Source organism: Mycobacterium sp., assembly GCF_035506235.1.
Classification (GTDB): Bacteria; Actinomycetota; Actinomycetes; order Mycobacteriales; family Mycobacteriaceae; genus Mycobacterium.
On the sequence record NZ_DATJPU010000180.1, the window covers coordinates 54,893 to 71,949 of the forward strand.

The 17,057-nt window shown below is 68.5% G+C and carries 17 protein-coding genes; 5 read left to right on the top strand and 12 right to left on the bottom strand.

From position 1 onward, the window contains the following. Positions 1 to 73: 73 nt before the first annotated feature. Positions 74 to 529 carry a DoxX family protein gene (locus VMD50_RS17140; RefSeq protein ID WP_325428922.1) on the top strand — a complete coding sequence of 152 codons (456 nt, stop codon included), beginning with the start codon at positions 74 to 76 and terminating at the stop codon, positions 527 to 529. Here VMD50_RS17140 and VMD50_RS17145 read toward each other — a convergent pair. Next, positions 458 to 2,602, bottom strand: a complete 2,145-nt coding sequence (locus VMD50_RS17145) for a S9 family peptidase (protein ID WP_325428923.1) — start codon at positions 2,600 to 2,602, stop codon at positions 458 to 460. The two genes, VMD50_RS17140 and VMD50_RS17145, sit on opposite strands and share 72 nt — an antisense overlap. Positions 2,603 to 2,670: 68 nt before the next feature. After that, positions 2,671 to 3,564 (bottom strand): phosphoribosylaminoimidazolesuccinocarboxamide synthase, encoded by an 894-nt coding sequence (locus VMD50_RS17150; RefSeq protein WP_325428924.1) that lies wholly within the window; start codon positions 3,562 to 3,564, stop codon positions 2,671 to 2,673. A gap of 50 nt (positions 3,565 to 3,614) precedes the next feature. Here VMD50_RS17150 and VMD50_RS17155 point away from each other — a divergent pair, with 50 nt between their 5' ends. After that, complete coding sequence (locus VMD50_RS17155; protein WP_325428942.1) at positions 3,615 to 4,235, top strand: hypothetical protein; 621 nt, start codon at positions 3,615 to 3,617, stop codon at positions 4,233 to 4,235. On the opposite strand, the gene VMD50_RS17160 is transcribed toward VMD50_RS17155, so the two are convergent. Genes VMD50_RS17160 through purB form a run of 3 tightly spaced genes read right to left on the bottom strand, consistent with a single transcriptional unit; the run spans position 4,200 to position 7,878 of the window. Then, the gene (locus VMD50_RS17160) at positions 4,200 to 5,210 is read right to left on the bottom strand and encodes a tellurite resistance/C4-dicarboxylate transporter family protein (RefSeq protein WP_325428925.1); all 1,011 of its coding nucleotides are present in this window, start codon (positions 5,208 to 5,210) and stop codon (positions 4,200 to 4,202) included. The two genes, VMD50_RS17155 and VMD50_RS17160, sit on opposite strands and share 36 nt — an antisense overlap. Further along, positions 5,207 to 6,454 carry a cytochrome P450 gene (locus VMD50_RS17165; RefSeq protein ID WP_325428926.1) on the bottom strand — a complete coding sequence of 416 codons (1,248 nt, stop codon included), beginning with the start codon at positions 6,452 to 6,454 and terminating at the stop codon, positions 5,207 to 5,209. The genes VMD50_RS17160 and VMD50_RS17165 overlap by 4 nt, the downstream gene beginning before the upstream one ends. Next, positions 6,451 to 7,878, bottom strand: coding sequence for an adenylosuccinate lyase (gene purB, locus VMD50_RS17170; protein WP_325428927.1), 1,428 nt, complete (start codon positions 7,876 to 7,878; stop codon positions 6,451 to 6,453). The genes VMD50_RS17165 and purB overlap by 4 nt, the downstream gene beginning before the upstream one ends. Before the next feature lie 104 nt (positions 7,879 to 7,982). Between purB and VMD50_RS17175 the strand changes: the two genes are divergently transcribed. Then, positions 7,983 to 8,717, top strand: coding sequence for a DUF429 domain-containing protein (locus tag VMD50_RS17175; protein ID WP_325428928.1), 735 nt, complete (start codon positions 7,983 to 7,985; stop codon positions 8,715 to 8,717). On the opposite strand, the gene VMD50_RS17180 is transcribed toward VMD50_RS17175, so the two are convergent. Beyond that, positions 8,714 to 9,337 carry a TetR/AcrR family transcriptional regulator gene (locus VMD50_RS17180; RefSeq protein WP_414686097.1) on the bottom strand — a complete coding sequence of 208 codons (624 nt, stop codon included), beginning with the start codon at positions 9,335 to 9,337 and terminating at the stop codon, positions 8,714 to 8,716. The genes VMD50_RS17175 and VMD50_RS17180 overlap by 4 nt on opposite strands. Positions 9,338 to 9,398: 61 nt before the next feature. Here VMD50_RS17180 and VMD50_RS17185 point away from each other — a divergent pair, with 61 nt between their 5' ends. Continuing rightward, positions 9,399 to 10,301: an alpha/beta hydrolase gene (locus VMD50_RS17185; RefSeq protein WP_325428930.1), complete on the top strand. Its 903-nt coding sequence runs from the start codon at positions 9,399 to 9,401 to the stop codon at positions 10,299 to 10,301. 71 nt (positions 10,302 to 10,372) lie between these two features. Continuing rightward, the gene (locus VMD50_RS17190; RefSeq protein ID WP_325428931.1) at positions 10,373 to 11,956 is read left to right on the top strand and encodes a gamma-glutamyltransferase family protein; all 1,584 of its coding nucleotides are present in this window, start codon (positions 10,373 to 10,375) and stop codon (positions 11,954 to 11,956) included. Here VMD50_RS17190 and purD read toward each other — a convergent pair. The 6 genes from purD to VMD50_RS17220 all read right to left on the bottom strand — a co-directional run. Continuing rightward, complete coding sequence (purD, locus tag VMD50_RS17195; RefSeq protein ID WP_325428932.1) at positions 11,953 to 13,221, bottom strand: phosphoribosylamine--glycine ligase; 1,269 nt, start codon at positions 13,219 to 13,221, stop codon at positions 11,953 to 11,955. The genes VMD50_RS17190 and purD overlap by 4 nt on opposite strands. A gap of 34 nt (positions 13,222 to 13,255) precedes the next feature. Further along, positions 13,256 to 13,435: a hypothetical protein gene (locus VMD50_RS17200; protein ID WP_325428933.1), complete on the bottom strand. Its 180-nt coding sequence runs from the start codon at positions 13,433 to 13,435 to the stop codon at positions 13,256 to 13,258. A 19-nt stretch (positions 13,436 to 13,454) separates the two neighbouring features. Next, positions 13,455 to 14,819: an HNH endonuclease signature motif containing protein gene (locus VMD50_RS17205; RefSeq protein WP_325428934.1), complete on the bottom strand. Its 1,365-nt coding sequence runs from the start codon at positions 14,817 to 14,819 to the stop codon at positions 13,455 to 13,457. A gap of 165 nt (positions 14,820 to 14,984) precedes the next feature. Beyond that, a complete protein-coding gene (locus VMD50_RS17210; RefSeq protein ID WP_325428935.1) occupies positions 14,985 to 15,422 on the bottom strand; it encodes a carboxymuconolactone decarboxylase family protein in 438 nt (145 codons plus the stop codon). Beyond that, positions 15,422 to 16,279 carry an NAD(P)-dependent oxidoreductase gene (locus tag VMD50_RS17215; RefSeq protein ID WP_325428936.1) on the bottom strand — a complete coding sequence of 286 codons (858 nt, stop codon included), beginning with the start codon at positions 16,277 to 16,279 and terminating at the stop codon, positions 15,422 to 15,424. The genes VMD50_RS17210 and VMD50_RS17215 overlap by 1 nt, the downstream gene beginning before the upstream one ends. A gap of 49 nt (positions 16,280 to 16,328) precedes the next feature. Further along, positions 16,329 to 17,057 (bottom strand): SDR family oxidoreductase (locus tag VMD50_RS17220; protein WP_325428937.1); only part of this gene is annotated, 729 nt, incomplete at its 5' end.

Below are 17,057 nucleotides of genomic sequence, written 5' to 3' on the forward strand. Positions count from 1 at the left end.
AACTTGACAGTGACTAAATGCGGGCTTACCTTCGAGTGCTACAATCTTGTCACTGTCTAGATTGGAATGTCCGATGGCTCCGCTGATCACGCTGCTACTGAGCACCATCGCCGCCCGCAGCATCGGCCGGCTCGGCTGGATTGGTGCGGCCTATGTCAACAGCTGGACCGCGGCGATCGCCGTCGGGCTGGCGGCGATGTTCCTCCTCACGGGCTTTTCGCACTTCGCGCCGGCGCTGCGCCGCGACCTCATCGCGATCGTCCCGCCCCGCCTGCCCGCGCCCGGCCACCTGGTCACGATCACCGGACTGCTGGAGCTGCTGGGTGCCGTGGGCCTGTTGGTTCCCGCGACCCGGGTGTCGGCGGCCATCTGCCTCCTGGTGCTGATGCTGGCCATGTTCCCGGCCAACATCTACGCGTCCCGGATGCCCCATCCGCCCAAGTCGATGACGACGCGGCTACCGCTTCGGACGGCCATTCAAGCCGTCTTCCTGGCCGCCGCCGTAGCGGTCGCGGTCGGCAGCGGCTAGTAGCCACGCGTACTGGAATGCGGTCTCCTGCCAGGCCTTGTAGCGGCCACTGACGCCTCCGTGCCCCGCGTTCATCTGGGTCTTCAGCAAGATCGCATTGCCGTCGGTGCTGGCGTGCCGCAGGGCCGCAATCCACTTGGCCGGCTCCACGTAGTAGACCCGGGTGTCGTTCAGCGATGTCATCGCCAGGATGGCCGGATACCTCTGGGCCTCGACATTCTCATACGGCGAATACGACTTCATGTACGAGTAGACGTCGCTGTCGCTCAACGGGTTTCCCCATTCGTCCCATTCGGTCACGGTCAGCGGCAACGACGGGTCGAGGATCGTGGTCAGCGGGTCGACGAAGGGGACCTGCGCGAGAATGCCGGCGAAGAGATCCGGCGCCAAGTTGGCCACCGCGCCCACCAGAAGGCCGCCGGCACTGCCGCCCAGCGCGACCAGCTGCTGCGGTCGGGTAAGGCCGGAGTCCACCAAATGCCTTGCCACCGCCACGAAGTCGGTGAAGGTGTTCTTCTTTTGCAGAAGCTTGCCGTGCTCGTACCACAGCCGGCCCATCTCGCCGCCGCCGCGGACGTGGGCGATGACGAACACCATGCCACGGTCCAGCAGCGACAAGCGGGCGATCGAAAAGCTCGGGTCGGTGCACAGCTCGTAGGCGCCGTAACCGTAAAGCAGTGTCGGCGCGGGCAACTCGATGCCGGCGCGATACACGATCGACACCGGGATCTTCGTGCCGTCCTCCGCCGGCGCCCAGTCGCGTCGTTCGACGTAGTCGGCGGGCCGGTAGCCGCCGAGGACGGGTTGCTCGCGCAGCAACGTCCGCTCACCGGTGGCGAGGTCGATGTCGTAGATCTGCGCGGGGGTTACCAACGAACCCGCCCTGATGCGCAGCTTGGGCGAATCCCAGTTCGGGTTGCCACCCAACCCGCATGACATCAGCTCGGAGTCGAACGCGATCTCCTCGGGTTCGCCGTATTGCCCGTCGGATTCGATGGGCCACAACTGGACTCGCGGCAAGGCCGCTCGCCGGTAGCTCACCGCCAGGTGGGCGGCGAAGGCGTCGACGGCGTCGAGCCGGACATCGTCGCGGTGCGGGATCAGGGTGCGCTGCCGCGTTGGATCGCCGACCGGGGCCTCGGTGAGCGTGAAGTTCACCGCTCCGTCGTTGTGCAGGATCAGGAATCGGTCCTGGCCAGCGACCACCGCGTGCTCGGCCGAATACTCGATACCCTCGCGCCGCGGCAGGACGACGGTGAACGTTGCGTTCGGGTCGGTGGCGTCCGCGTAGCGCATCTCGGAGGTGATGGACGACCCCGACGCGATGAACACGTACTTTTCGCTGCGGGTGAGCCCCACCCCCAGCCAAAACCGTTCGTCGGCTTCGTGATACACCAGCTCCGATGGCTCTTCGGAACCGAGCAGATAGCGCCAGACCTTGTCGGGGCGGTGGGCCGCATCCAGGGTCAGGTAATAGACGGTGCGGTTATCGGCAGCCCAGGTAGCTCCCGCCGCGATGTCTGCGATCTCGTCGGGGTATGGCTCGCCGGTGCGTAAATCCTTGAACCGCAAGGTATAGCGTTCGTCGCCGACGGTGTCGACCGAGTATGCCAGCAAGTTACCGTCCAGGCTGACCATCGCCGCACCGAGCGCGAAGAAGTCGTGGCCCTCGGCTTCGGCATTCGAGTCGAGCAGGACCTGTTCGCCGGGGATCTCGGTGTTCTCGTCGAGGATCGGCGGGTCCCAGTCATCGGGATCGGCGACGGGGCAACGACACTGGACGCGGTACTGCTTTCCTTCGAAGGTGCGGGCGTAGTACCACCAGTCGCCCTGCCGCGTCGGCACCGACAGATCGGTTTCCTTGGTGCGCGACTTGATCTCGTCGAAGATCTGCTGCCGCAACGGTTCCAGATGGGCCGTCATCCGGTCGACGTACTCGTTCTCGGCCTCCAGGTAGCCGATGACCTCTGGGTCGGACTTGTCACGCAGCCATTCGTACGGGTCGATGAAGACGTCGCCGTGGTGTTCGCGCCGGGTCTCCACCCGCTTCGCTGTGGGTGGTAAGGGCGGCACTGGTGGAACGCCCCCAGAGGGAGGGACCCCCACCCGCTTGCGGGGGAGTGCGTCCCGCGAAGCGTCCGTCATGCGCCCGGCCCGATCCAGTCGCCGAAGCTCAAGCCCGAAATGCGTTCGTAAGCCTCGATGTAGCGGCTGCGGGTGGCATCAACGATGTCATCGGGAAGCGGCGGCGGGGGTTGCGAACCGTGCCGATCCCAGCCGGACTCGGGACTGGTCAACCAGTCTCGGACGAACTGCTTGTCGAAACTGGTCTGTGCCACTCCGGCCCGGTAGTCGTGCGCCGGCCAGTACCGCGAGGAATCCGGGGTGAATATCTCGTCGGCCAGCAGCAGGTTGCCGTCTGGGTCGGTGCCGAATTCGAATTTGGTGTCGGCGATGATGATTCCTCTCGTCAGCGCGTGATCGGCGGCCTGAACATAGATCTGCAGCGTGCGGTCGCGCAGCTGGTTGGCGCGCACCGCGCCCACCATCTCGATCACCCGCGCGAACGAGATGTTCTCATCGTGGTCCCCCAGCGCCGCTTTCGTCGCCGGGGTAAACAGCGGATTGGCGAACCTGCTGGCCTCGACCAGGCCCGGCGGCAGCGCGATGCCGCAGACCTTGCCGGTCGACTGGTAGTCCAGCAGGCCCGAGCCGGTCAGGTAACCGCGGGCCACACATTCCACCGGCAGCATCTCCAACCGCCGCACCACCAGCGCGCGGCCGAGCACTTCGTCCGGAATACGCGGGTCGTCGGGCGGTCCGGCCAGGTGGTTGGGGGCATTGACCAGACCGAAGAAGAACACACTCATCGCGGTCAGGATGCGGCCCTTGTCCGGGATCGTGCTGTCCAGGACGTAGTCGTACGCGGAGATCCGGTCGGTCGCCACCAGCAGCAGGTGCTCGTCGCCGACGCGGTAGATCTCACGGACCTTGCCGCTGGCCAGATGCTCGTAGTCGGACAGTGCGGGGCGCATCGGGTCAGCCTATCGGGCGGCCTTGTGCTGGGATCGAGGCTATGACGTCGCTGACATTGCGAATTCTGCCGTACGCCACCACGCCCGGCCGGCTGGCCGCCCAACTCGTCAGTGATTTCGCCATCTTCCTGTGGACGGCGCTGTGGCTGCTCGTCGGCACGGCCGTCTACGACGCCATCTCGACGATCGCCGAGGCCGGCCGGCAGGTCGAGATCGGCGCCAACGGCATCGCCGGCAATCTGGCATCGGCGGGCCAAGGTGCGCAGCACATTCCGGTCGTCGGGGATGCGGTCAGCAAGCCCCTCACCTCGGCCAGCGAGGCGGCTCTGGATATCGCGGGGGCCGGACACAGCCTCGACACCACGGCGGGCTGGCTGGCAGTGCTGCTGTCGCTGGCCGTCGTCGCGGTGCCGCTGTTCATCGTGGTCATCCCGTGGCTGTTCCTACGGCTGCGCTTCTTCCGGCGCAAGTGGACCGTCACCGGCCTGGCCGCGACGCCGGCCGGCGAGCAGCTGCTGGCGCTGCGGGCCTTGACGAACCGGCCGCCGCGCAAGCTGGCCGCGATCAGCGCGGATCCGGTCGCGGGGTGGCGCCACGAGGACCCCGGCACCCTGCGGGCGCTGGCCGCGCTGGAACTACGGGCGGCCGGCATCGCGATGCGCGCGGGCTGACGACAGGGCGCGCCGCAGCCGCAGCAGCCCGGCGAAGGCCACTATCAGCCACGCCGCGAACGCGTCCCAGAAGAAGACCAGCGAAACGGTGAGCAGAGCGGTCTGATCGAGTTCGCCGGCCATGGCGTAGCTGGCGGCGGAGTACATGCCCAGCGGGAACACCAGCGCCCACCACACGCCGGCGAAGCGCAACGTGTCGGGCCCGCGGTTGATCCGGCGCAGGCCGAGGTAGATCAGCGGCGGTATCCACAGCGTGGCCGCCACCCACGTCACGACGGTAACCGCCCGCACCGGCCCGGCCAGCCAGGCGGGAGCCAGCGCTTGAATGTCGTAGCCGCCCAACGTGGCGATGGCCAGGCCGCCCATCAAGATCCAGGCGTCGGGATCGAAGCCGGCGCGGTCCTGCCGCTCTGCGACCGCACGCCACAGAATCAACCAGGTCATCATGCCGTAGATGCAGATCGCGGCCGCCCACACGGGCAGGGCGATCATCAGCCACCAGCGATGGCCGCTGTGCCGGGCCAGCTGAGCCATCACGATCGCCAAACCGGATGTCCCCACACTGGCCAGCTCCCACGCGCCGTGGGCGTGGTCGCGCAACGCAGTCCAGCGGCGCGCCAACATGTTCCGCGCGCTGAGCGCGATCAGCAGCAGCCAGGACAACAGCGCGACCGCGCCGAGCACGCGCAGCACCCAGACGTTCGACGACAAGCGGGTATCGACCACGGCGCAGGCAGCCACGAAGGTGAACAGCCTCAGGGTGACATCGGGATCGCTCAGATCCCAGGACGCACAAGCTCCCGTGAGGAGAACCAGGGCGACAAGGGCCAGCAGCGCGACGGTGGCCAGGACGCCCAACGTGTCGCTGATCGCGCGGTAATGGTGATCGCGCGCGGCGATCGACAAGATTCCGGTCGCCATCACCGCAGCGAACACATCGGGTGACGGCTCGGCATCGGCGAGCCGGGTGGTCACGGTCCCTCGACCAGCTCCACGACCAGGTGCCGGATCCCGGTATGCCGATTGCTGCGGGTCCATTCGACGGGCCGGGCGACCCGCACCGCGGAAAACCGCGTCAGCAGCTCCTCGAAGAGCACCCGCAGTTCCAGCCGGGCCAGATTGGCGCCCAGGCAATAGTGCACTCCCTGGCCAAAGCCCAAGTGCGGGTTCGGTTTCCGGGCGATGTCGAACTCATCGGGGCGGTCGAACACGTCGGCGTCCCGGTTGGCCGACCCCTCCCAGATCTGGACCTTCTGTCCCGCCCGGATCGACTGTCCGCCCAAGGTGACGTCGCGCGTGGCGGTGCGCCGCTTCGACGGCGACGGGGATGTCCACCGCACCATCTCCTCGACCGCCGCCGGCAACATGCCCAAATCCGAACGCAAAGCACGCAATTGCTCCGGATGCTCGGCCAGCGCCAGCAGGCCGCCGGCGACCGCGTTGCGCGTCGTCTCCGCACCGGCGCTGAACAGCAGGCTGAAGAACAGGTACAGCTCGAGATCGGACAGGCCCGGCGCGTTCGCGTCATCGACCGTCGCGTTGGCGACAACCGACAGCATGTCGTCGGTCGGGTTGGCGCGCTTCGACGCGATCAACTCCTGGCCGTAGGCGTACATCCGCGACCCGGCCTCCTCCACCGACAGTTGCGACAGGGAAGCCTTGCGCGACCCGCCGAAGTCGAACTGGGGCTCGATGGCCTGGAACAGCCAATGCCGTTCGGATTCCGGCACTCCCAGCAAGATGCAGATCATCTGCATCGGCAGTTCGGCGGCGATGTCGACCAAGAAGTCGAACGGTTCGCCCGGCACCGCCGCGTCCAGCAGCCGCCGCGCCCGGGCCCGCAGGTCGTCCTCGACGAGGCGGATCATCCGCGGCGTCAGCCCGGAGCTGACGAGCCGCCGGATCTGCGAGTGCCGCGGGTCGTCCATCATGTTGAGCACCTGGCCCGCGATGGCCAGGTCTTGCAGCAGCGTGCCGCCGAACGGGCGCCGTCCGCCGGTGACCGATGAGTATGTGGCCGGATCCTTCAGCACCTCAAGCGTTTCCGCATAGGTGGCGACGGACCAGAAGCCCTCGCCGTCGGGCGTGTTGTCGGTCGGCTCGTGCCAGTACACCGGCGCCTCCCGCCGGTGGACCGCGAACAACCCATGCGGAAATCCGTCGGCGAAGTTGTCCAGATCGGTGAAGTCGATCCCCTGAAGGGCGCCGGCGAGAGTCACAGGATCGCACCCGGCGCGTATTTCGCCGCATCCGGGTAACGGCTCACCAACTCCTCCACCATCGCGACCACCTCGTCGACCTGGTCACCGGCGGCACCGGTGAACGCCTTCCTGTCGGCCAGCGCCGCGTCCAGCGCCGCCCGGTCCAGCGGCAGCCGCTCGTCGGCGGCCAACCGCTCGAGCAGGTCGGGCTCGGCGCCGCGTTCCCGCATGGCCAGCGCCGTCGCGACTGCATGCTCACGGATGACGTGGTGCGCGGCCTCGCGCCCCATCCCCGCGCGCACCGCGGCGATGAGCACCTTGGTGGTGGCCAGGAACGGCAGGTAGCGTTCGAGCTCGCGGGTGATCACCGCCGGGTAGGCACCGAACTCGTCGAGCACCGTCAAGAACGTCTCGATCTGCCCGTCGATGGCAAAGAAGCCGTCCGGCAAGGCGACTCGGCGTACCACCGAGCAGAACACGTCGCCCTCGTTCCACTGCGCGCCGGCCAGCTCGGCGGCCATCGACGCGTAACCGCGCAACACCACCTGCAGCCCGTTGACCCGCTCGCAACTGCGGGTGTTCATCTTGTGCGGCATCGCCGACGAGCCGACCTGCCCCGGCGCGAAACCCTCGGTGACCAGTTCGTGCCCGGCCATCAGCCGGATGGTGTGGGCCATCGACGACGGTCCGGCGCCCAGCTGCACCAGCGCCGAGAGCACGTCGTGGTCCAGCGAGCGCGGATACACCTGCCCGACGCTGGTCAAAACCGTTGCGAAGCCGAGGAAGTCGGCGATGCGTCCCTCCAGTTCGGTCAGCTTGGCGGCCCCGTCATTTTGGCCGCCCAGCAAGTCCAGCATGTCCTGCGCGGTGCCCATCGGGCCCTTGATGCCCCGCAGCGGGTAGCGGTCGATCAGCTCCCCCAGCCTGGTCAACGCGATCAGCGTCTCCTGGGCCGCCGAGGCGAACCGCTTGCCCAACGTGGTGGCCTGCGCGGCGACGTTGTGGCTGCGCCCGGCCATCACCAGATCCCGATAGGCCACGGCCCGCTCCGCGAGCCGCGCGACGACCGCAATGCCGTGGGAGAAAACCAGTTCCAGCGACCGCCGGATCTGCAGCTGCTCCACGTTCTCGGTGAGGTCGCGGCTGGTCATCCCTTTGTGCACGTGCTCGTGGCCGGCCAGCGCGTTGAACTCCTCGATGCGGGCCTTGACGTCGTGACGCAGCGCCCGTTCGCGGTTCGCTATCGAGGCCAGGTCGACGTCCTCGAGCACCCGCTCGTAATCGGCGATCGCCTCCGGGGGAACGTCCACGCCGAGTTCGGCCTGGGCCCGCAGCACGGCCAGCCACAGCCGCCGCTCCGCGACGACCTTGGCCTCCGGCGACCAAATCGCGACCATCTCCGCGCTGGCGTACCGGGTGGCCAGGACGTTCGGAATGCTCACAAACACACAGCTTACGGTTCGTCCGGCGCCGCGAAAGTGCGACCGGCAACGCATCCGCCGAGTCGCGACGCCGGTAGTTGCACTCTCGCGGCACAATGTGGCGGGTGTACTTCGCCGGCGTCGACCTGGCCTGGGCGGGTCGCAACCCGACCGGCGTCGCGGTGGTCGACGCCGGCGGCCGGCTGGTGCACCTGGGCGCCGTGCGCGACGACGCGGCGGTGCTGGCCGCGCTGTCGCCCTACGTCCAAGGTGATTGCCTGGTCGCCTTCGACGCGCCGCTGGTGGTGACCAACCCGACGGGCCAGCGGCCCGCCGAGGCAGCCCTCAACCGTGACTTCCGCCGGTTCGAGGCCGGAGCGCACCCGGCCAACACCGCCAAACCGGAGTTCGCCGGCACGCCACGCGCCGCCCGGCTGGCCCGGACGCTGGGCCTCGACATGGACCCGCGGTCACCGGCCGGGCGCCGCGCCATCGAGGTCTACCCGCACCCGGCGACCGTGGTGCTCTTCCGGCTGGCCCGGACGCTCAAGTACAAGGCCAAACCCGGCCGCGACCTCGCCCGGCTCCGCTCGGAGCTGCTCCTCCTGATGGACGGCGTCGAAAAGCTCGCCCACGCCGAGGTGCCCCTGCAGGTCGCGGGCGACGACGGCTGGGCGGAGCTGCGCCGGCAGGTGATCACGGCGCAACGCAAGAGCGACCTGCGCCGCGCGGAAGATCCGGTCGACGCCGTCGTCTGCGCCTACGTCGCGTTGTACGCCCAGCGCTGCCCGGCGGCCGTCACGATCTATGGTGACTTCGCCACCGGCTACATCGTGACGCCGTCGCTGCCCGGCCCCTAGCGGGTCAGATCTACCGGCCGTGGGTCGATGGGTGCGAGCACGTCGATGATGTCGACCACCGTCGCCATTGCCGCCGCGCGCGGGTCGCTGCCTTCCACCAGGGCGGAGACCACCGAACCATCGACCGCGCAGACAAGCGTGCGCACCAGCTCGATGTGTGCGGAGCGGCCGGAGCGCTCGATAGCCTCTGCCACCGCCTCGGCGCGCTGCCGCAGGCTGCGGCGCATCGTCTCACGCAATGCGGGGAGGCGTGTGCAGGCGATGTGTCGCTCGTATCGGGAGATCAGCTGCTCGACGAGCGCCGGATCGGACAGATCCCCCACGAGCAGGTCGACCAGCACCTCGGCGGTGGTCTCGGGCCCACGGCGCCGCCGGGACAGCTCGTTGACCCGCGCCCGGAGCTGCGCGATCTCGATCATGCCGATGTGCTCGACGGCTCGCGCGATCAAATCGTCGAGTGACGAGAAGTAGTAGGTGGTCGACGCCAACGGCAGTCCGGCCCGCCGGGCGACGGCCCGGTGACGCACCGCTTCGAACCCGCCCTCGGCAAGCAGCTCGGCGGCGGCGCTCACGAGCGCATACCGCCGACGTTCTCCCTTTGGAGTAACCGCTGCAGTCACGACTAGCCATGGTGCCAGCAAAAGTGGTACTGCATTGCCATTTTGGTCAAACGGCCATGGCATGATGGCGCGCATGCCTGACTTGAGCCGCCGCGCGCTGCTCGGCCTCGGCGCGGGCGCGGCCGTCGGCGCCGCAGGCGCATATGCCCTCGACATCCTGCTCGAGCCCCGCACATCTCACGCCGCGCCGGTGCCGGCGGCGCGCACCCAGGCGCCACTGCGACCCCCGCCGCCGGCGGCGCCGGCCCAGGCCGCGCCGACCATGGTGACGGGCTCCTTCGTGTCGGCGGCGCGCGGCGGCATCAACACCAATTGGGCGATCGCCCGTCCGCCCGGGCAGACCAAGGCGCTGCGACCGGTGATCGCGCTGCACGGTAAGGGCAGCGACGCGTCCACCGTGATGGCCGGCGGCGTCGAGCAGGGGCTGGCCCAGGCCGTCAACGCCGGGCTGCCGCCGTTCGCGGTGGTTGCCGTCGACGGTGGCGGCGGCTATTGGCACAAGAGGGCGTCCGGCGAGGATGCGGGGGCCATGGTGCTGGACGAGCTGATCCCGATGCTGGGCGGTCAGGATTTGGACATCTCGCGGGTGGCTTTCCTGGGCTGGTCGATGGGTGGCTACGGCGCGCTGCTGCTCGGCGGCCGACTGGGACCCGCGCGCACCGCCGCGATTTGTGCGGTGAGTCCGGCGTTGTGGCTGTCGTCCGGGGCGGCCGCCCCGGGGGCGTTCGACGGGCCCGACGACTTCGCGGCGAACTCGGTGTTCGGCATGCCCGCGCTGGCGTCGATCCCGATCCGGGTGGATTGCGGCGACAGCGACCCCTTCTACGGCGCGACGAAGCAGTTCATCGCGCAACTGCCCAACCCGCCCACGGGCGGGTTCTCGCCCGGCGGGCACAACCCGGAGTTCTGGAGCTCGCAACTGCCGGCCGAGCTGACGTGGATGGCGCCGCTGCTGACGGCCTGAGCGACCCCTTCGAGCGTCACGCTAGCGCGGCGGTGGGCGCCGAGCGTCAGGCCAGCGTTACGCTCACGGAAGTGACCGCACCATTCGGTTGGAGCCTCCCCTACGCGTGGCCGCGAAAGCCCGTCTTGGCGGCCAACGTCGTGTGCACGTCGCAACCCCTGGCCGCCCAGGCGGGTCTGCGCATGCTCGCCGACGGCGGCAACGCGGTGGACGCGGCGCTCGCCACCGCCATCACGCTGACGATCGTGGAGCCGGTGTCCAACGGCATCGGCTCGGACGCCTTTGCGATCGTGTGGGACGGTCGGGGGTTGCACGGGCTCAATGCGTCCGGGCGCTCACCCGCGGCCTGGACACCGGAATACTTCGGCGGCAACGCCGTTCCGGCATTCGGCTGGAACTCGGTGACCGTGCCCGGGGCCGTGTCGGCGTGGGCCGAGTTACACGCCAGGTTCGGCAGACTGCCGTTCGACAGGCTTTTCGAGCCCGCGATCTTTTACGGCCGCAACGGCTTTCTGGTGTCCCCGACCGTCGCGGAGCAGTGGGCGGCCCAGGTGCCGCTGTTCAGGGACCAACCCGGCTTCGCCCAGGCGTTCCTGCCGGGTGGCCGGGCGCCGAAAGCCGGTGAGCTGTTTAGGTTTCCGGATCATGCGGCGACACTGGAGAAGATCGCGGCCACCAACGGCGAGGCGTTCTATCGCGGCGACGTCGCGGCCCAACTGGAAGCGCACGCGCTGGCCAATGCCGGGGCCATGCGCGCGGGCGACCTCGCCGCTCATCGAGCCGACTGGGTTGGCACGATCGACACCGGCTACCGCGGGTACACGGTGCACGAGATACCGCCCAACGGCCAGGGGATCGTGGCGCTCATCGCCCTGGGCATCCTGGAGCAGTTCGACATGTCCTCGTGGCCGGCCGATTCCGCCGACAGCGTGCACCTGCAGATCGAAGCGGTGAAGCTGGCGTTCGCCGACGCGCAGGCTCATGTCGCCGACATCGACCATATGGCATTGGCGCCGGAGCGCCTGCTGGACAAGGAATACCTGCGGCGGCGCGCGGCACTGATCGATCGGACGCGGGCCAAGCCGGCGTCGGCGGGCACACCGCGCGGGGGGACCGTCTATTTGACTGCCGCGGACGCTGCGGGGGTCATGGTGTCGATGATCCAGTCCAACTACATGGGGTTCGGCTCCGGCGTGGTGGTGCCGGGCACCGGAGTGTCGCTGCAAAACCGCGGCTCGGATTTCGCTGTGGCCGAAGGGCATCCGAACCGGCTCGGGCCCGGCAAGCGTCCCTACCACACGATCATCCCGGGCTTCGTCACCAAGGACGGCGCGCCGGTGATGAGCTTCGGCGTGATGGGCGGCACGATGCAGCCCCAGGGCCACGTGCAGGTGATGGTCCGCATCGCCGACCACGGGCAGAACCCGCAGGCGGCGTGCGACGGGCCCCGGTTCCGGTGGGTGCAGGGCACGCAGGTGAGCTGCGAAAGGGGATTCCCGGAGTCGACCCTGGACGAACTCCGGCGCCGGGGCCACGACCTGGTCACCGTTGACGACTACGCCGAATTCGGCAGCTGCCAGGCGATCTGGCGCCTCGACGACGGGTATTTGGCGGTCAGCGATCCACGCCGCGACGGGCAGGCCGCAGCGTTCTAGACGCTGACCTTGCCGTCCGCCGCCGCGAGGGCGATGTCGCTTCGGAAATGACCGCCGGGCAATCGAATCGAGCGCAGAATTCCGTAGGCCCGCGCGCGGGCGGCGGACAGGTCCGTTCCGGTGCCGACCACGGACAGCACCCGGCCGCCCGAGGAGACGATCGCCCCGTCGGCGCGCCGCGCCGTTCCGGCGTGCAGCACGCCCTCGGCCTCCGAGCCGACGACGACGTCTCCGATCCGGGGACGTCCGGGATAGTTCTCGGCCGCCAACACGACCGTCACGGCGGCGCCGTCGCTCCAGCGCAACTCGCCGAAATCGGCCAGCATGCCGGTGCTCGCGGCATAGAGCAGTTGGCCCAGCGGCGACTCCAGCAGCGCCAGCACGGCCTGCGTCTCGGGATCGCCGAAGCGGCAATTGAATTCGACCACCGCGGGCCCTTTCGCGGTGATCGCCAGACCCACGTAGAGCAATCCGCTGAACGGGCATCCCCGCTTAACGAGTTCGGCCGCAACGGGTTCGACGATCTGGCTGACGATTTCCCGGTACACCTCGCCGGGCAGCCACGGCAGCGGTGCGTAGGCGCCCATGCCGCCGGTGTTGGGTCCGGTGTCACCGTCGCCGACCCGCTTGAAGTCCTGCGCGGGCAACAGCGGCACCACGGTGCGGCCGTCGACGACGCAGAACAGTGAGACCTCGGGGCCGTCAAGGAAGGACTCCAGCAGCACCGGGTGTCCCGCCTCGAGCAGCCCGGCCGCGTGGGCCCGCGCCACGTCACGATCGGGGGTCACCACCACGCCCTTGCCGGCGGCCAGGGCGTCGTCCTTCACCACCCAGGCGGGGTCGCCGGCCGGCGGGCCGAAGCGGTCCAGCGCGACGTCCAAACGGGCGGGACTGTCGACGATTTCGCTCGCGGCGGTCCGCACGCCGGCGGCGGCCATGACCTCTTTGGCGAAGGCTTTGGAGCCCTCGATGCGGGCGGCGTCCTTGCCGGGGCCGAAGCACACGATGCCGGCGGCACGCACGGCGTCGGCCACCCCCAGCACCAGCGGGACTTCGGGACCGATGACCACCATGTCGGCCCGCAGCTCGCGCGCCAACGCGACCACCTCGTCTCCGGAGGTGACGTCGACGTCGTGCTGCTCGGCCAGGCGGGCGGTGCCGGCGTTGCCCGGGGCAACGGCCAGTCCCGTGACCTGCGGGTCCTTGCGGAGCGCCAGCAGCAGCGCATGCTCACGGGCACCGGAACCGATCACCAGGACGCGCACGACACGTCAGACTAGCCGTGCCCGCACCCCGCGCCTACAGGGCCTGGTAGATCAGCCGGGTGTATTTGCGGGTGCGCTCGGTTCCGGCCGAGGTGACCTGTCCCATCTTGTTCATCACGTAAGCGAAGGTGGTGCGGCAGTACGGGTTCATGACGGCCATCGAGCCGCCCCAGCCACCCCGGTAGCAGATGTTCTCGTCGGGGATGTCCGGCACCGCCTTTACTTTCCCGACGTCAATCCGCTTCCTCGTCGTCGTCGGGTGCCAGGAGTTTCTCAGGGTGATGAAAGGTATTCGTTCGCGGTTGGCCGTAATCCAGGTGCGGCGGCGGGATCCATTCGGTGTCGCCGCGGGCGTTGGTGCGGGTGGTCCAGCCCTTTTCGGCGAGTCGGTTATGGGGACCACACGCCAGGGCGAGGTCGTTGATGTCGGTGCGGCGGGTGGCCGTCCATCCCCGGACATGGTGGACCTGGCTGTGGTAGGCGGGCGCGTCGCAGCCCGGCTTCGTACACCCACGATCCCTGGCGTACAACATGATCCGCTGTGCGGGGGAAGCCAGCCGTTTCGTGTGATACAGCGCCAGCGGCCGGCCTTCGTCAAAAATCGCCAGATAATGGTGAGCGTGGCCGGCCCAGCGGATCACATCCGACATCGGCACGAGGGTGCCGCCCGCGGTCAGACCCTTGCCGGCGGCGGCCTCGAGATCCTGCAACGTGGTGGTCACGACGATCGACACCGGCAACCCGTTGTGTCGGCCCAAATCGCCGGAGGCGAGGAGGCCGCGCAGTCCGGCGAGGAATCCGTCATGGTTGCGTTGGGCCTCGGATCGGGTGTCGCGCCGCACCGCCTGCTCATCGGGCGTCTCGTCGATGAGCGGTGTGTCGTCGTCGGGGTTACACGCCCCGGGGGCGGCCAGCTTGGCCAGCATGGCCTCGATGGCGGCCCGCAAGTCCTGGGTCATCAGCCCGCTGATGCGCGACATGCCGTCGGACCCCTGCGCTCCCAAAGTGATGCCGCGCTTACGGGCGCGTTCCTCGTCGCTGAATTCGCCGTCAGGGTTGAGCCAGTCCATGATCCGCTGGGCATACTTGGCCAGTTCGTCGGGTCGGTACCCGCCGGCCTTCTCGGCCAGGTCGGCGTCGGCGGCTTCCCGGGTAAACAGGTCCACTTCGGCAGGCAGACGGGCAAAGAAGCTGCGGATCACCTTCACATGCCCATCACCGATCAGGCCATCGCGTTGGCCGGCCGCGGTCGCGCTCAGGTTCGGCGCCAGCGGCTCACCGGTGAGCGCCCGCCGTTCTCCGAGATCCTCGGCTTCGTCGATGCGCCGACCGGCCTCAGCCTTGGTGATACGCAACCGGTCGGCCAGCGCCGAACGCAGCGTGCCGCCCAACTCCTCCTCGCCGGCCTGCGCGCCGAGCCGGTTGATCAAGGCGTGCTGGGGCGCCCGCAGTCGACGGGCCACGCGTTCCAAACGCTCCAAGGCCCGCAACCGCTCCGGGTTCGTGAACACGTCAAAAGACAACGCGCACAGGCGGTCCACGACGCTATCGAGCGCGTCGAAGACCTCGACGTTCTCCTCGCGAGTGTCCGCACCCATGCCTCAAACTTTAGGAACACCTACCGACAAAAAAGACCACGTTGTGACCACTGAAACTGAAGTGACGCAAGAGGTTACGTGAATCCTGCGGCCCTGCGACCCCCGCGCGCGGACAGGCCAACCGGCTCTCTACTCGTCGATCAACAACGAGCGCAAAGAGAGACCCTAGTTGTCGGCCTTGCCCGAGTGCATCTTCAGCGCGGCGTCGACGTTGGCCTTCTTGTCCTCGCCAGCGCCCTTGGCCGCGGCCTTCTTGCGCTTCGCGACGACGGCGTCGACGGCCCCGTTGAGCGCCGAACCCAGTGGGAAGCCGAGATAGTGGGTCAGGAAGACCGCCATCTCCTTGAGCTCGGTCTCGGTGAGCTCGCCGTTGAGCAGTGCGGCGTTGATCTGGATCTCGGCCAGGTCGCGATTCCCGATCGCGGTCACCGCCGTCAGCGTCATGATCCGCTTGTCGCGCATCGACAATCCGGGCCGCGTCCAGATGCTGCCGAACAGGTGATCGACGGTCAGGTCGAAGTACGCGTCGCCCTCGATGTTCGGCATCTCCCAGCCGTACACCTCGTTCATCTTCTCGAGGCCTTTGCGGCGCAGCTCGTCCATCACGCCTCTTTCTCTGTGTGTGGCACTCCCAGGCCGGCCGCCAGCGCGTCGTACGCCAAACGCGCCAGCGGCAGGTCGACCGACATTGCCTCACCCAGCGCCAGCGCCAGACTCAGGTCTTTCTCTCCGAGGCCCCGGGTGTGCATGAACGGCTGGTACAGGAAATGTTCCGGCTGAAGGTCTTTCATGTCGTCGCGCACCATGATCGCCCCCGGGCCGCCGGTGAGCGCGTCGGTGTGGCGCACCACCCGGCCCAGCGCCTGCAGGTCGAGCCCGGCCGCCTCGGCCAGCTTCATGGCCTCGCACGCCGCGACGTAGGAGGTGAACGTCAACATGTTGCGCGCCAGCTTCATTCGGGTCCCGGCGCCCGGCTCACCGGCATGGATGACCACCGACGCCCAGTGTTTGAACGCCGGCTTGATCCGCTCGTACACCTCGCGCTCGGCGCCCACCATGGTGGCCAGTTCGCCCTTCGCGGCGGCAGCCGCGCCACCGCTGACCGGTGCGTCGACGACATGAATGCCCTGCGTTTTGAGCTCGCGGGCCAGTTCGACCGCGGTGGTGTCACTGATGGTCGAGTGGATCGCGATCACCGTGCCGGGCTTGGCATGCACGGCCAGTTCGCCGACGACCTCGCGCACCTGCGCGTCGTCCAAGACGGTGACGTGGACGATGTCGGCGGCGGCGACGTCGGCGACGCTGTCGGCCAGGCCGGCGCCCTTCTCGGCCAGCGGCGTCATCGCCTCTGTCCGGATGTCGTAGACCGTCAGCCCGCCGGGCCAGTCCGTCATCTTCGCGGCCATCGGCGCGCCCATGTTCCCTAGCCCGATGTAGCCGAGCTTCAAGTCTTCTGCCATCGGCGCCGCTCCTCCTCATCGCTCCGCTCTGCATCGTCGCCGGCGCGGCTCATGACCGGATTACCTGCCCGCCGTCAACGTTGAAAATCTGCCCGGTGATCCACGACGCGTCGTCGGACAGCAGGAACAGGCACATCCCGACGACGTCTTCGGGAGTTCCGATGCGGGACAACGGCAGTCCCTTGACGATGTCGGCGACCATCTCCTGCGGCGTGGTGGTCCGGTTGGCCTCGGTGTCGATGGGACCTGGAGCGATCGCGTTGATCCGGATGTTCTGGCCACCCAGTTCGCGCGAAAGCTGTTGGGTCAGGCCGTTGACGCCGACCTTGGCCAGGCCGTAGAAGTTCGAATACAGCCACGCCGCGGTCGACGACTGGTTGACGATCGCCCCGCCGCCGCGCTTGGCCATCTTCTTGTACACCGCGCGGGTGCACCACAGCGCGCCGTCGAGGTTGACGCTCATGAACTTCTTGTAGTACTCGGGGTCGACGGTGAGCAGAAAGTCCAGTTTCATGCCGCCGAAGATGGCGGCGTTGTTGACCAGGTAGTCGATGCCGCCGAACTCGGTCAGCGTGCGGTCGGCCATCGCCTTGGCCGACGCCGGGTCGGACACGTCGACCGGAACGGCCAGCGCCGTGCCGCCATCGGCGACGATCTGCTTGGCCACCCCCTCGGCCGCCTCGGCTTTGATGTCGGCCACCACGACCGCCGCGCCCTCGCGGGCCAGTGCCTCGGCGTACGCCTGGCCGATACCGCCACCCGATCCGGTGACGATGGC

Coding starts and splice junctions, on each gene's coding strand:
- VMD50_RS17140 (WP_325428922.1), top strand. CDS start 74: ATGGCTCCGCTGATCACGCTGCTACTGAGCACCATCGCCGCCCGCAGC.
- VMD50_RS17215 (WP_325428936.1), bottom strand. CDS start 16,279: ATGGCAGAAGACTTGAAGCTCGGCTACATCGGGCTAGGGAACATGGGC.
- VMD50_RS17150 (WP_325428924.1), bottom strand. CDS start 3,564: ATGCGCCCCGCACTGTCCGACTACGAGCATCTGGCCAGCGGCAAGGTC.
- VMD50_RS17185 (WP_325428930.1), top strand. CDS start 9,399: ATGATGGCGCGCATGCCTGACTTGAGCCGCCGCGCGCTGCTCGGCCTC.
- VMD50_RS17205 (WP_325428934.1), bottom strand. CDS start 14,819: ATGGGTGCGGACACTCGCGAGGAGAACGTCGAGGTCTTCGACGCGCTC.
- VMD50_RS17210 (WP_325428935.1), bottom strand. CDS start 15,422: ATGGACGAGCTGCGCCGCAAAGGCCTCGAGAAGATGAACGAGGTGTAC.